The organism is Pseudomonas sp. V88_4 (genome assembly GCF_029967985.1).
Lineage (GTDB): Bacteria > Pseudomonadota > Gammaproteobacteria > Pseudomonadales > Pseudomonadaceae > Aquipseudomonas > Aquipseudomonas glycinae.
In genome coordinates, this window is sequence record NZ_JASCAF010000045.1 from 81,911 (window position 1) to 95,297 (window position 13,387).

At 58.2% G+C, this 13,387-nt stretch carries 12 protein-coding genes; 4 read left to right on the forward strand and 8 right to left on the reverse strand.

What is annotated here, in order from left to right:
* Window positions 1-543: 543 nt before the first annotated feature.
* The 4 genes from QLG12_RS24050 to QLG12_RS24065 all read right to left on the reverse strand — a co-directional run bounded on the left by QLG12_RS24050 (window position 544) and on the right by QLG12_RS24065 (window position 3,258).
* Window positions 544-960, reverse strand: coding sequence for a hypothetical protein (locus QLG12_RS24050; RefSeq protein WP_197867252.1), 417 nt, complete (start codon window positions 958-960; stop codon window positions 544-546).
* Between the two features lie 110 nt (window positions 961-1,070).
* Entirely contained in the window at window positions 1,071-1,493 is a 423-nt protein-coding gene (locus tag QLG12_RS24055; protein WP_236192164.1) for a hypothetical protein, read from the reverse strand.
* A gap of 373 nt (window positions 1,494-1,866) precedes the next feature.
* The gene (locus QLG12_RS24060) at window positions 1,867-2,229 is read right to left on the reverse strand and encodes a DUF6124 family protein (RefSeq protein WP_282475339.1); all 363 of its coding nucleotides are present in this window, start codon (window positions 2,227-2,229) and stop codon (window positions 1,867-1,869) included.
* Window positions 2,230-2,589: 360 nt separating this feature from the next.
* On the reverse strand, window positions 2,590-3,258 hold the full coding sequence (locus QLG12_RS24065; protein ID WP_197867255.1) for a polysaccharide lyase family 7 protein: 669 nt from the start codon (window positions 3,256-3,258) through the stop codon (window positions 2,590-2,592).
* A 351-nt stretch (window positions 3,259-3,609) separates the two neighbouring features.
* Between QLG12_RS24065 and QLG12_RS24070 the strand changes: the two genes are divergently transcribed.
* Genes QLG12_RS24070 through QLG12_RS24080 form a run of 3 tightly spaced genes read left to right on the forward strand, consistent with a single transcriptional unit; the run spans window position 3,610 to window position 6,587 of the window.
* Window positions 3,610-5,733: an EAL domain-containing protein gene (locus tag QLG12_RS24070; protein ID WP_197867256.1), complete on the forward strand. Its 2,124-nt coding sequence runs from the start codon at window positions 3,610-3,612 to the stop codon at window positions 5,731-5,733.
* Between the two features lie 41 nt (window positions 5,734-5,774).
* Window positions 5,775-6,266 (forward strand): M48 family metallopeptidase, encoded by a 492-nt coding sequence (locus QLG12_RS24075; RefSeq protein WP_064380182.1) that lies wholly within the window; start codon window positions 5,775-5,777, stop codon window positions 6,264-6,266.
* A 24-nt stretch (window positions 6,267-6,290) separates the two neighbouring features.
* The gene (locus QLG12_RS24080) at window positions 6,291-6,587 is read left to right on the forward strand and encodes a winged helix-turn-helix domain-containing protein (protein ID WP_064380184.1); all 297 of its coding nucleotides are present in this window, start codon (window positions 6,291-6,293) and stop codon (window positions 6,585-6,587) included.
* A 138-nt stretch (window positions 6,588-6,725) separates the two neighbouring features.
* Here QLG12_RS24080 and QLG12_RS24085 read toward each other — a convergent pair whose 3' ends face one another.
* The gene (locus tag QLG12_RS24085; protein ID WP_039767984.1) at window positions 6,726-7,178 is read right to left on the reverse strand and encodes a GNAT family N-acetyltransferase; all 453 of its coding nucleotides are present in this window, start codon (window positions 7,176-7,178) and stop codon (window positions 6,726-6,728) included.
* A gap of 256 nt (window positions 7,179-7,434) precedes the next feature.
* On the opposite strand from QLG12_RS24085, the gene QLG12_RS24090 reads away from it, so the two are divergent.
* Window positions 7,435-8,172: a transporter substrate-binding domain-containing protein gene (locus tag QLG12_RS24090; RefSeq protein ID WP_197867259.1), complete on the forward strand. Its 738-nt coding sequence runs from the start codon at window positions 7,435-7,437 to the stop codon at window positions 8,170-8,172.
* A 76-nt stretch (window positions 8,173-8,248) separates the two neighbouring features.
* On the opposite strand, the gene yccS is transcribed toward QLG12_RS24090, so the two are convergent.
* The 3 genes from yccS to dbpA form a co-directional block, all read right to left on the reverse strand.
* A complete protein-coding gene (gene yccS, locus QLG12_RS24095) occupies window positions 8,249-10,432 on the reverse strand; it encodes a YccS family putative transporter (protein WP_282475340.1) in 2,184 nt (727 codons plus the stop codon).
* Between the two features lie 193 nt (window positions 10,433-10,625).
* A complete protein-coding gene (locus QLG12_RS24100; RefSeq protein ID WP_197867261.1) occupies window positions 10,626-11,804 on the reverse strand; it encodes an NAD(P)/FAD-dependent oxidoreductase in 1,179 nt (392 codons plus the stop codon).
* Window positions 11,805-11,961: 157 nt separating this feature from the next.
* Entirely contained in the window at window positions 11,962-13,347 is a 1,386-nt protein-coding gene (gene dbpA, locus QLG12_RS24105; RefSeq protein WP_197867262.1) for an ATP-dependent RNA helicase DbpA, read from the reverse strand.
* Window positions 13,348-13,387: the final 40 nt, after the last annotated feature.

A 13,387-nucleotide genomic window follows, 5' to 3' on the forward strand; every position in this document is an offset into this window, starting at 1 on the left:
AATTTAATAGTGGCAGATCCAGGGTCCGGGTGTGAATGAGGGTAGAATTAAATGTGTTTAGGTCGATAAGTTCAAATGTCAATTTGTCGTCGATTCGCGTATAGAGGGGAAGTAGATAAAGTAGATTGTAGTAAGGTGGATTCGCGGGTGGAGAATTATCTGGTTTTTGTAATATCGGTGAGATCGCTGGGCGCGCTCCTGGTGTTATTGCTGGGCCAGAAGCGATTGCTGTTGTCAGTAATGGTGAAGTCGGGAGTGGAATGGCTGGAGGCTGTTCAGTATAGGTTGTCATTTTGGAACATTCCTTTGTTGTTGAGGGGGCGCAATCAAGATGATATGCGTCAAGCGTTTGGCCCGTTTGTAAAGGGATTGATGAGTCAATAGCCCGGTTGAATTCATCTAACTTCTGGGATTGCCCATTGAATTTTCCATATCGTGTATAAGCGACGTTTTGGGAATCCTTAGGGTGTCTGGATATATTTGTCCATTACAATGAGCCAAATCTGTATCGGGTTGGTTTCAGATCAATCAGCGCAATCCCTATCATGGTCTTTTGAGCTCTAACGTTTTCGGACTGATGATGTAGACCTGGTTGCCTGAGGTGATCGATCCATATAACCAAAACTTACCCTCTCCCAGTTTTTCCATTTCTGCTTTTGTCACATATAGGCGCTGACGCGTATTATTGGTTACTACGATATTGTAGATAGAGATATAGGAGGGAGGTCCATCTTCATTTTCAATGTAAAAATCCAGCTGATCACCGCTTTGGCTTATTGTTGCGGCATCCAACAGAATGCTAAATCCCTGGAATCTTTGAAAGGTGCCGTAGTTCTTGTTGTAGAGTGTGTAGGCAACATTGTTTGGGTCTTTATAGTTAAATCCGAGTATCGCGTCGGCTTTTATCGGTCCGTCAGAGTAATAGATTTCCGGTGCCGGTGTTGTGATGAAAGTTTGCATGCTGGTAGCCTCTTACTGGTTCGGAAGTTGTTTTGGGTAGGATCCATTAAAAATACGAACTTCCGTTCTCTCTGCATCCGCCAAAGCTTTACATCGTTGAGCTTGAACGTTCAAGGTAACTGCATGGTTACGTTTTTCGTGGTGAAGATGTAATAAGTATCGGTGGACTTTACATACATGTTTCCATAGACATCCCAGACTCCGACGTCAACTTTCAACATGTCCGCGGTGTTAACGTAATATACCGGGGAGTTTGCATTGACGGTCGTCAGCGTGAGACTGTAAGTCTTTTGGGGGGAAAGTAATATTGCGTTGTCAATGTAGAGGGACAAAACCCCTTCATCTGGTGTGTTGGCGGGGACTTTTATGCTGATGCCGGATAGGCGCTGGTAAGGTCCATAAGGTAGTCCGTGAGTTTGGTAGGCGGCATTATTCGGGTCTTTCATGTTTACCCCGAATGGTGATTTTAACGGGTGATTTTGGGAGTCGTTGTAAAAAAGAGTTACTTCTGGGAGTACAACATACTTGGCCATGATGCTCTCTCTCTCGGTTAACAGAAACTTGTTGGTTTGTGTGTTAATAGAGTGAGTTGTTTTCTGGTTTTTTTAACTGTCATATCTGACAGTTTTTTATATCGATTCTTTATTGCTTTAAAAGCGAATGGATATATGTTGATGCTGGTTATTTTTTGACGGCGTGAGTTCTATTGAGATTGGCTGGTATACAAGCTGGGTGGCTCTGTTCATGTGATGCTCAACGGGTCATTTAACCATCGTCGACTCAGTGCTTTTTACGCGTGCCTCAGAAAATGCCCCAATCAAGCTGGAGCATTTTTCTGAGGCTTATTCAAAAGAGTTGAATGGATTTACAGTGCAGAAGCGCTTGTTTCGCTTCACTCGGCTGGCATTATTCCTTTGGCTCTACGTGATCCAGCGCCTGATTCACCGCCAGTTCCCCCAGCATCACCAGTTGTGCAATGCCTATCGCGGTCTTGCGGTCGGCAGGGGTGAGGGAGGCGGCGAAGTTGTTGAGCATTTCGCTGGCGGAGCCGAGGGTTTCGCTGGCGTTGGCCAGCAGGGATTCGGTGTTGTAGGCGGGATTGGCAAAGTACATGCGGTCGGGTTCGTTGACCGTGGCCATGATGCGGGCGCCGGGGCAGAGGTAGTGGTCGAGGGCGCGTTCGGCGACTTCGTTGAGTTTTTTCGAATCGAGGGATTCGTAGGGGGAGGCCAGATCAATATCTGGAGGATTAGGCGTAGGTTTGAACATTTGGTGGATTCCCGATAGGGCCACGACCAATCCGCTACTACACGAAAGGGTGGCGGCTGTACGCAAGTTAGTAGACCGGGCAAACCCACCAAATCCCGGCGCACCCGAAGGCGCCATGCGCACAGCCACCATCAAGTACAGGCCAGGCCTGACTGAAGGACGCTTGTACGACGGTGGAGTTGCCGGGCTACTAAACCCGATCACTGCGAATCAGTGACCAGAATCAAGTTACCGACGGCCCTCCAGGCGCACAAGCCGGCGGATTCTGGCGTACCGGTAGGCAGCGACGCAAGCCGTTGTAGGCTTCAGGACGTTACGCGCACTGCCTTTAAACAGCGGCCTTAAACGTGCGCGCCACCGCTATTTATCGTGATCGATATCCAGCTTGCTGAACGTCACCTGCCCACCCTCGCTGGTGTACCCGGTGTTGTCCTGCACATACACGCCCGCCTTGAAATACAGCGGTTTGTTGCGCCACGTCGCGCTGATCTGAGAATCCCACTGATACCCGGCCGCACTCACGCCCAGTGCGCCGCCGGGGCTAAGGTGAATGAGGTAGTTGAACTCGCGATTGAGTTTGATCCCGGTGGCGAGGGTGATGACGCGGCTTTCGTCCTGATCCGGATGGGTGCGCAGTTTGATCACCAGGTTGCCGGTCTCGGTTTTGTCTTTGTACTGGTACTCAAGCTTGAGCATCGGCTTCTGGCTTTCATAGGCGTGGATCTGGCCGATGACGATCTTGCCGGAGCTGGGCACCTTGTTGACCGAAAGGGTCGCGCGCAGCAGGTTGTCGGCGTCGGGGTAATACCAGTTGCGCAATGTTCCGTTGCTCCAGGTTTCGCGCAGTTCGGTGCGCGGGTAGATGGCGTTTTCGGTTTTCGAACCGGTCACCGGGGACCAGAAGAACAGGGTGCCGGTGTCGGAATGGAAGTACTGATCCTTGAAGCCGTTCACCAGTTTGGAGGTTTCGACGGTGTAGGGCGGGCTGCCAACGGGAACGCTGAGGTTCCAGGTTGCGAGGTCGATCATGTCGGTTCTTCCACTCTGTTTCTCTTGCACGCGCGTGCCAGAAGCTCTAGCCCGCGCCTCTTGGGGGCGGCCTTTATAAGCGTAGAGGGATTTTTTGTTAACGGCCGTCTGGCGGATGATTGGCGTCAACATCCTGTCGAAATGCCACCTTTCCCGGAATTCGGGGCTTGCAGCCGTGACCGTTAGTCGGCTGATGACCGGTTTGGTTAAATGATGGCTGGATGACAGCTATTGCTTTTACAGATCCCGGACTAGAGTGAAGGCTCAGTGACTGTACGGTTTTCACGAGGAACCGCCCGGAACGCTGATCCGAGATGCCCCGACACGAGATGTCCCGACAAGAGAAGCAGCATGGAATGCGCGCAACCCCAGCCAGGTGAAGGCAGCTCAGTCCTTTTGATCGTTGATGACTACCCTGAAAACCTGATCAGCATGCGCGCATTGCTGCAGCGTCAGGACTGGCAGGTGATGACCGCGGCTTCCGGTTTCGAAGCCCTCAGTCTGTTGCTCGAACACGACGTCGATCTGGTGCTGCTGGATGTGCAGATGCCGGGCATGGACGGCTTCGAAGTCGCGCGTCTGATGCGCGGCAGTCAGCGCACGCGCCTGACCCCGATCATTTTTCTCACCGCCAACGAGCAGTCCCAGGATGCCGTTATCAAGGGCTATGCCAGCGGTGCTGTGGATTACCTGTTCAAACCGTTCGATCCGCAGATTCTCAAACCCAAAGTCCAGGCGTTGCTGGAGCACCAGCGCAATCGCCGGGCCTTGCAGCGCTTGAGCCAGGATCTGGAATCAGCACGGGCCTTCAATGCCTCGGTGCTGGATAACGCCGCCGAAGGGATTTTGGTGCTGGCCGAGGATGGCTTGATCCGCTTCGCCAACCCGGCGATTTCCCGGCTGCTGAACGCGCCGGTGAAGGAACTGGAAGGGCAGGAGTTTCTTGATTTCCTGCAGAAACCGCACATTCCGTTGTGGGCCGATTCCGAGTTTTATGCCAGTTACAAGCGTGGCGAGACGTTACGCTTACACGACGCGTTGCTGCGTACCGCGCCGGGGCAGCAAGTGCCGGTGGCTTTGTCCTGCGCGCCGCTGCCGAGTGAACAGCACGCCATGGTGGTGACGGTGCTGGACATGTCGGTGGTGCGCCACCTGCATCAGCAGCTGGAATTTCAGGCGGTCACCGACCCGCTGACCGGGCTGCTCAATCGCCGGGGTTTCTACCAGACTGTGGAAAACCTGCTGTTGCGTGGCGAGCGCACGGACAGCAGTTGGGTGCTGATGTACCTCGATCTCGACGGCTTCAAAAGGGTCAACGATTCCCTCGGCCATGATGCCGGGGACCGGGTGTTGCGCTGGGTCTCCGAACAACTGAAAGCCTGCCTGCGGCCATTCGATATTCTGGCGCGGATGGGCGGCGATGAATTCACCGCGCTGCTGGATCTGGAATTCCCCGAACAAGCGGCGAAGATCGCCGAAAAACTCATTGAGCGGGTGTCGATCTGTCAGCAGATTGAAGGTCTCGATATTGCCTTGGGCGCGAGTATCGGCATCGCCACTTACCCCGATTGCGGCAACAACCTCGACGGTTTGCTGCGTGCCTCGGACATTGCCATGTACGAGGCCAAGCGCGCCGGGCGTCAGCAATATCGTTTCTACGATCATGAAATGAACGGCCGCGCGCGATCGCGGCTGATGCTGGAAGAGAGCGTGCGCAACGCCATCGAGAATCGCGATTTCAATCTGGTGTATCAGCCGCAGGTGGCGATTGGTGATGGTCGCGTTCGTGGTTTCGAGGCGTTGCTGCGCTGGCAGCACCCGAGCGTCGGCGATGTGCCGCCGGGGCTATTCCTGCCGTTGCTGGAAGAGGCGACTCTGATCAGCCGGCTCGGCAGCTGGATTTATCATCGCAGCGCCGGGCAGCGTAAGGCGTGGGAGTCCGAGTTCTCCATGGATCTGGTGATCGGCGTGAGCCTGAGCAACACTCAGTTCGGCCTGCCGAATCTGGTGACTGAATTGCGCCAGGTGCTGGAGCGACATGGTTTGCAGCCGCACCAGATGGAAGTGGAAGTGACTGAAGAGGCCCTGACGATCAATCCGGACGAGACCCGCAAGCAGTTGAAGCTGCTGCGCAATCTCGGGGTGCGGGTGGCGCTGGATGATTTCGGTTCCGGGGCCTGCTCGTTGGCGCATTTGCGCGATCTGGAACTGGACACTCTCAAACTCGATCGCCACCTCATTGCCCGATTGCCGGACTCGTCCCGGGACGCCTCGCTGGTGCGCACGGTCATCAATCTGTGCAAGGAATACGGCTTGCTGGTGATTGCCGAAGGCGTGGAAACCGTCGAGCAATACCAGTGGCTGCAAGCTCATGGTTGCGAGTACGTGCAAGGGTTTCTGGTGGCACGGCCGTTGGTCGCCGAGGACACCGCACGCTTTACCGAGCCGTTCGACTGGAGCGCGTTGGCCGGTTGAATTCGCTACACTGGCGGCCTTTTCATGACCCGTGCCGCCCCATGACTGCGTTGAAATACCTCCAGGCCTATCCCGCGAATCTGCAGGATCAGGTGCGCCAATTGATCGCTGACAACCGCCTCGGTGATTACCTGAGCCAACGCTATCCGGGCCGCCACGATGTGCAGAGCGACAAGGCGTTGTACGGCTACGCGCTGGACTTGAAGCAGGAATACCTGCGCAACGCCCCGGCCATCGACAAGGTGCTGTTCGACAACCGCCTCGACCTGACCCACCGCGCCCTCGGCCTGCACACCACGGTGTCGCGGGTGCAGGGCGGCAAGCTCAAGGCCAAGAAAGAGATCCGCATCGCCTCGCTGTTCAAGGAGGCCGCGCCTGAGTTTCTGAAGATGATCGTCGTGCACGAGTTGGCGCACTTCAAGGAGTCGGATCACAACAAGGCGTTCTATAAATTATGTGAGCACATGCTGCCGGGCTACCACCAGGTCGAGTTCGACCTGCGGGTGTATCTGACCTGGCGAGACATGCAATAAAAGATCAAACAGCGGAGCGCATGCATGGACGTAAGCAAGACCAAGAGCAGTTTCTACCGGCGCTTGTACGTGGCGTACCTGATCGACAGCGGCCTGGCCAGCAGCGTGCCGGCGCTGACCGAGGTCACCGGCATGCCCCGGCGCACGGCGCAGGACACCATTGCGGCGCTGGCGGATCTGGATATCGTCTGTGAGTTCGAGCAGGAAGAGGGCGCGCGCAACCATGCGGGGCGCTATCGGATTCGTGATTGGGGGGCGATTGATCGGGGGTGGATCGAGCGGAATTTGCGGCAGATCAAGGCTGTTCTCGAGTATCCCTGAGTCCTGTGTTGACAGGGCTGGCGCCATCGCTGGCAAGCCAGCTCCCACAGGGATCTTCAGTGAACACAGTCATTGTGAGCGACAGATAAACCTGTGGGAGCTGGCTTGTCGGGCCGCCGCATCGCAGCGATGAGGGTTTCAGGAACGCCGCATACCAATATGCGGAATGTCATCCTCAAGATATTCTTCGCCCGCCACGACAAACCCGTACCGCCCGTAATACCCCTGCAAATGCGCCTGGGCCGACAGATAGATCGGCACTTCAGGCCAGCGCTTCTGCGCTTGTTTCAGCGCCTGCTCCATCATTTCATGCCCCAACCCTTTGCCACGCCCGGCCGGCGCCGTGAGCACGCGGCCGATCACCACGTCGCCGCCCTGGGATTCCGGGTCCAGCAGGCGCAGGTACGCCACCAGCTGATCACCGTCCCAGCCCATCAAATGGCAGGTGTCACCGTCCAGATCCTGACCGTCCGGATCCAGGTACGCGCAGCGCTGTTCGACCACGAACACTTCCGAGCGCAATTTCAAAATGGCATACAGCTGCTCCAGTCCCAGATCGCTGTGATGTTTGCAGACCCACTCGATTGTCATCTTCCGATTCCTTGAACTACGTCGCCCGATACTAAGCGCAGCGTCGAAATATGTCTGTATGGCTGAGAAATCTGTGACAAAGGCCAAAATGCCATCATTCCAATATCGCGGCCCGCCGTACTTTGTGTAATCTGCTGGGAAGCGCTGTGCAATGGCTTCAATGAGCTAATGTTAGGGCCTGGGATTCGCCGGTAAGGGGCCTTGGGGTTTTGACTGAAAACACGCCGGGCGGCCCGCCCGCTAAGGATTTTCAAGCATGCCGCGATTGCATCGAGCCTTTGCTTTGATCGGATTGCTGTTGCTGGGTCAAAGCGCGGCAGCAGAGAAATTGCGTCTGGTGTTCGACGTCTGGCCGCCCTTTACCGATGACACGCTGGTCAACGGTGGGCTGGCGACCGATATCGTCAGCACGGCCCTGGCTCGTGCCGGTTATGCCAGCGGTTACGAGCAGGTGCCGTGGGCGCGCGCGTTGATGGGGGTTGGCGAAGGACGTTACGACGTGCTGGTCAACGCCTGGTACAACGACGAGCGCACGAAGCTGGGGCAGTTTTCTGCCGAGTACCTGCTCAATCGCGTGCGTTTCCTCAAGCGCAAGGACGCGCCCATCGAATACAACAACCTGCAGGAACTGCACACCTATCCGATTGCGGTAGTGCGCGGCTACGCCTATTCGGCGCCGTTCGATGCTGACGCCGCGTTGCAGAAAGTCCCTGTGCATAACTTCGCCATGGCCGTGCGCATGCTGGCGGCGGACCGGGTCAAGCTGACCCTGGAAGACGAATACGTCGCCCGCTATTACCTGGCCCGGGAATCACCGAGAGTGCGCAACGCGGTGGAGTTTCTGCCCAAGCCGTTGAGCGAGAACAGCCTGCACATCCTGGTCAGCCTGAAGAACCCGCAGCACGAACAGATCGTGGCCGGGTTCGACAAGGCGATTGCGTCGATGAAGGCCGATGGCAGCTATGACAAGCTGCTCAGGCAGCATGGGATGTAAGGGGCTGATCCAGAATTTGCGGTGCGATTGATTGCCTCATCGCTGGCTTGCCAGCGATGAGGCCTGTCCGGCCAACTCAGTCTTCGGCTGTGTCTTTGATCAGGTGCGCCGCCAGCGTGCGCAACGGGCCGAGCTGGCGGCAGATCAGCGCCAGTTGCGTCTGCACCAGCCGCTGGCCTTCGTCGATTTCGTCCGGCATCTGCTCCAGCTCATTGGCCAGCGCTTCTTCCTCATCACTTTGAATCGCAATCGGCTGTTTGCTCGCCAGACCCTGGGCGATTTCATCGATGCTCGCCGCCAGACTCACCCCGGCGCCGTCGATCAGGTGTTCGCGCACCTCGGCCGGCAACTGGGTTTCGCGGTGCGCGCCGAGGCCTGACAGATAGCTGAGCAAGGTGTGCGACAGCACCAGGAAGCGGAAGCCCACGTCGGCTTCCTTCCGGAAATGCCCCGGCTCCATCAGCATGTTCGCCAGCGTAGTCGACAGCGCCGCGTCGGCGTTGTGCGCGTTGCGCCGGGCCAGGCGATAAGCGAGGTCGTCGCTCTTGCCGGCGGCATATTGCTGCATGATCTGGCGCAGGTAAATGCTGTTGCAGGTGAGGGTGTTGGCCAGCACTTTGTTCAGGCGCCGACCCTGCCAGTCCGGCAGGAACAGGAACACCGCAAGCCCGGCGATCAGGCTGCCGAGCAAGGTATCGAACAACCGCGGCACAAACAGCCCGTAGCCGTCACCGACCTGGTTGAAGCAGAACAGCACCATGATCGTGATCGCGGCGGTGGCCACGGTGTAGCGGGTGGTGCGGTTGGTAAAGAACACCACGCCGGCGGCGATGGCGAAACACGACTGCACCAGCGGGCTTGGGAACAGATCGAACAGCGCCCAGGCAATCGTCAGACCGATGGCGGTGCCGAAAATCCGCTGGCCGAGTTTGCGCCGGGTGGCGCCGTAGTTCGGCTGGCAGACGAACAATGTGGTGAGGATGATCCAGTAACCCTGCGACGGGTGAATCAAGTGCACCATGCCGTAGCCGATGCTCAACGCCAGCGGCAAGCGCAGGGCGTGACGGAACAGCAGCGAGGTCGGCGTCAGCTGGGTGCGCAGGCGAATCCAGACATCCTTGAAGTTGCGCGGCGAACGGTCGAGCAGGCTGCTGTCGGTGGCATCGGCCAGGGCGTCGGGGTTGCTGGCGTCGCTGAGCAAGCGGTCGAGGGTGCCGAGGTTGGCCGCCAGTGCGCGCAATGAACGCAGCAGCCCGCGCCAGGCCGGGTTGCTCTGGATGCGCAGGTGTTCGAGGGAGGCGTGCAGGTCGCTCAGGGCTTCGGCGAAACTCGCGTCGTAGATGAATGGCTGGCGCATCTGGATCGATTCGGCCAATGCACGGCAGACCTTGCCTTGCTGGCGCAGCAGGCGCTGGCAGCGGAACAGCACGTCGCTGTGGAAAAACGCATCGGCCAGGGCGTTGTAGGGATAGTGGGAAGAGCTGGCGCGTTCGTGAATGTCCTGAGCGAGGAAGTACAGCTTCAGGTAACGGCTGACTTTCGAGCCGGGGCGACCGTTGCCGACCCGGTGCAGGATGATTTCCTTGGCGCTGTTCAGGGCTGCGACGACCCGGCCGTTTTGCTGGGCCAGTTCCAGTCGCCGTGCTTCGACGTCCATCTGCCGGATCGGCTCGAACAGCGAGGATTTCAGCTTCAAGTAATAGCCGAGTTCGCGGAACAGCCGCGCCAGACTCTGCTGCACCGGCTGATTGGAAAACATCGCCTGCCACAGCACCGACAGCAGGCCGTACCATGCGGCGCCGGCCACCAGCAGCATCGGCTCGTGCCAGAAATCCGTGACCGCGCCGCCGCGCTGATCCACGCCGATCATGGTGTAGACGGAAAGAATCAGGGTCGCCGAAGCAATCGCACCATAACGCTCGCCGAGCGCACCGAGCATGGTCAGGCCGAAACTGGCCAGCGCTAGGGCAATGACGAACACGATGGGGTAGGGGAACAGCAATTCCACGGACAGCGCCGCAACGCTGAAACACACCAGTGTCACCGCCAGTGCGTTGAGGCGGCCCTGCCAACTGTCGTCGGTCTCGGCCAGGGCGCTGGCGATGATCCCGAGGAACAGCGGGATCAGCAGCCCCATTTCATCCTGATACCAGCACAGCGCCATGCTGCCGGTCAGGGCGATGAACACCCGCACGCTGTAGCTGAATTTATCCAGCGCCCACAGGCGCCGCAAAGACTGACGAAACGAGGTCGAGGACATGAAGTGCGAAGGCCTTCCGAGGCGATGCCGCTAAATTGAGCCAGTAATGACGCCGACGCAATGGCGCCGATCACATCTGACAGCAAAAAGTGTTCCTTTGGGTTCTTGCGCCGACTTCAAATTTTGAATCTTGCACACAAACCTGTGGGAGCTGGCAAGCCAGCTCCCACAGGTTTTTACATTTAGTGTTGAGTCAGACGTACTGCGCGGCTGCGTAACCCGAGGCCCAGGCCCACTGGAAGTTGAACCCGCCCAGATGCCCGGTGACGTCCAGCACTTCACCGACGAAGTACAGGCCCGGGCTTTTCAGCGACTCCATGGTCTTGGACGACACTTCGCGGGTGTCGACGCCACCCAGCGTCACTTCGGCAGTGCGGTAGCCTTCGGTGCCGGCCGGGACGACTTTCCAGCTGCCCAGCTTCTCGGCGATGTCCGCCAGTTCGGCATGGGTGTACTGCTTCATCGGTTTGGAGACGAACCAGTTGTCCGCCAGCAGGTTGGCCATTTTCTTGGTGAAGATTTCGCCGAGCAGGGTTTTCAGTTCGCTGTTCGGACGCTCGGCGGTTTGCTGTTGCAGCCAGCTCGCGGCGTCGTGATCGGGCAGCAAGTTGATCTCGACCGTGTCGCCCGGCTCCCAGAACGACGAAATCTGCAGAATCGCCGGACCACTGAGGCCACGGTGAGTGAACAGGATATTCTCGCGAAAGCTCTGATCGTTGCAGCTGACCAGACAATCCACCGAGGTGCCGGACAGTTCGGTGCACAAATCCTTGAGCTGATCGGTGATGGTGAACGGCACCAGACCGGCGCGGGTCGGCAGCAGTTCATGGCCGAACTGTTTGGCGACCTGATAACCGAAACCGGTCGCGCCCAACGTCGGGATCGACAGGCCGCCGGTGGCGATCACCAGCGACTGGCACTGGATCTGGCCGAGAGTCGTGTCGAGCAGGTAACCGCCTTCGACCTTCTCGATGGTCTGGATCGAGGTGTCGAGGTGCAGATTGACGCCGACCTGATCGCACTCATCCAGGAGCATGCCGAGGATGTCGCTGGATTTGTTATCGCAGAACAGTTGGCCGAGTTTTTTCTCGTGATACGGCACGCCGTGCTTGGCGACCATGCCGATGAAATCCCACTGGGTGTAGCGGGCCAGCGCGGATTTGCAGAAGTGCGTGTTCTGCGAAAGGAAATTGCTCGGTTCGGTGTACATGTTGGTGAAGTTGCAGCGCCCACCGCCGGACATCAGGATTTTCTTGCCGGCCTTGTTCGCGTGGTCGAGCAGCAACACCTGACGCCCGCGCCCGGCGGCGGTCAGTGCACACATCAACCCTGCGGCGCCAGCGCCAATGATCACGACTTCGGTAGAGCGCAAAACGGTGTCCTCACACTAAATTCAAATTCACCGGAAACCAATGTGGGAGCGAGCTTGCTCGCGATAGCAGTGTGTCAGTCACACATATTTCAACTGACAGATTGCAATCGCGGGCAAGCCCGCTCCCACAGGGGATCTTCCTTGGATGGAAGATCGCTTACAAAACGCGAACGCGCAGCGAACGACCCTTGATCTTGCCGTTGTTCAAGCGCTGCAGCGCCTGCATGACCACGGTGCGCTCGACGGCCACATAGGACTGGAAGTCAAAGATCGCGATCTTGCCGACCTGGGCGCCCGGGATGCCGGCTTCGCCGGTCAGTGCGCCGAGAATGTCGCCCGGACGTACTTTGTCCTTGCGCCCGCCAGCGATGCACAGCGTGCTCATCGGCGGTTGCAGCGGGGCACCGCCCTGGGACTTGAGGTTATCTACCTGATCCCAGTTCAGCGGGGTTTTCTGCAGTTGTTCGATGGCTTGCGCGCGGTGCGCTTCAGACGGCGCCACCAGGCTGACCGCGATGCCTTTCTCGCCGGCACGACCGGTACGGCCGACGCGGTGAATATGGATTTCCGAGTCGCGGGCCAGTTCGACGTTGATCACCATGTCCAGTGCATCGATGTCCAGACCACGGGCGGCCACATCGGTGGCGACCAGTACTGAGGTGCTGCGGTTGGCGAACATCGCCAGCACCTGATCGCGGTCACGCTGTTCCAGATCGCCGTGCAGGCCGACGGCGGAAATGCCTTTGGAGGTCAGGTGATCGACGGTTTCCTGCACTTGCTGCTTGGTGAAGCAGAACGCCACGGTGGAGGCCGGGCGGAAGTGGTGCAGAACCTTGGTCACCGCGCTCATGCGCTCTTCCGGGGAAATCTCGTAGAAGCGCTGTTCGATCTGGGTGTCGTCGTGGAACGCTTCGGCTTTCACCGTTTGCGGGTCACGCATGAACTTCGACGCCAGTTGCTTGATGCCCACCGGGTAGGTCGCGGAGAACAGCAGAGTCTGACGACGGGCCGGGGTCTGCTCGATGATGTCTTCGATGGCGTCGTAGAAGCCCATGTCGAGCATGCGGTCGGCTTCGTCGAGGATCAGCGTGTTGAGGCCGTCGAGGACCAGCGACCCCTTGCGCAGGTGTTGCTGGATGCGCCCCGGCGTGCCGACGATGATGTGCGCGCCGTGCTCCAGCGAACCGATCTGCGGGCCGAAGGACACGCCGCCGCACAGGGTCAGGACCTTGATGTTGTCTTCGGCACGAGCCAGACGACGGATTTCCTTGGCGACCTGGTCAGCCAGTTCGCGAGTCGGGCAAATCACCAGCGCCTGGCAACCGAAGTAGCGCGGATTGATCGGGTTCAGCAGGCCGATACCGAACGCGGCGGTCTTGCCGCTGCCGGTCTTGGCCTGGGCGATCAGGTCCATCCCCTTGAGGATCACCGGCAAGCTCTGCGCCTGGATCGGCGTCATCTGGGCATAACCGAGCGATTCGAGGTTAGCCAGCATGGCGGCGGACAGCGGCAAAGTATTAAAAGCGGTGGCGATGGTGGTCACGGGACTGGCCTGCAAAACAAATGTCGCGCAGTGTAGCAGC

Excerpts from the sequence above, each read along its gene's own strand:
- QLG12_RS24050 (WP_197867252.1), bottom strand. The coding sequence starts at position 960 with ATGCAAACTTTCATCACAACACCGGCACCGGAAATCTATTACTCTGAC.
- QLG12_RS24055 (WP_236192164.1), bottom strand. The coding sequence starts at position 1,493 with ATGGCCAAGTATGTTGTACTCCCAGAAGTAACTCTTTTTTACAACGAC.
- QLG12_RS24060 (WP_282475339.1), bottom strand. The coding sequence starts at position 2,229 with ATGTTCAAACCTACGCCTAATCCTCCAGATATTGATCTGGCCTCCCCC.
- QLG12_RS24065 (WP_197867255.1), bottom strand. The coding sequence starts at position 3,258 with ATGATCGACCTCGCAACCTGGAACCTCAGCGTTCCCGTTGGCAGCCCG.
- QLG12_RS24070 (WP_197867256.1), top strand. The coding sequence starts at position 3,610 with ATGGAATGCGCGCAACCCCAGCCAGGTGAAGGCAGCTCAGTCCTTTTG.
- QLG12_RS24075 (WP_064380182.1), top strand. The coding sequence starts at position 5,775 with ATGACTGCGTTGAAATACCTCCAGGCCTATCCCGCGAATCTGCAGGAT.
- QLG12_RS24080 (WP_064380184.1), top strand. The coding sequence starts at position 6,291 with ATGGACGTAAGCAAGACCAAGAGCAGTTTCTACCGGCGCTTGTACGTG.
- QLG12_RS24085 (WP_039767984.1), bottom strand. The coding sequence starts at position 7,178 with ATGACAATCGAGTGGGTCTGCAAACATCACAGCGATCTGGGACTGGAG.
- QLG12_RS24090 (WP_197867259.1), top strand. The coding sequence starts at position 7,435 with ATGCCGCGATTGCATCGAGCCTTTGCTTTGATCGGATTGCTGTTGCTG.
- yccS (WP_282475340.1), bottom strand. The coding sequence starts at position 10,432 with ATGTCCTCGACCTCGTTTCGTCAGTCTTTGCGGCGCCTGTGGGCGCTG.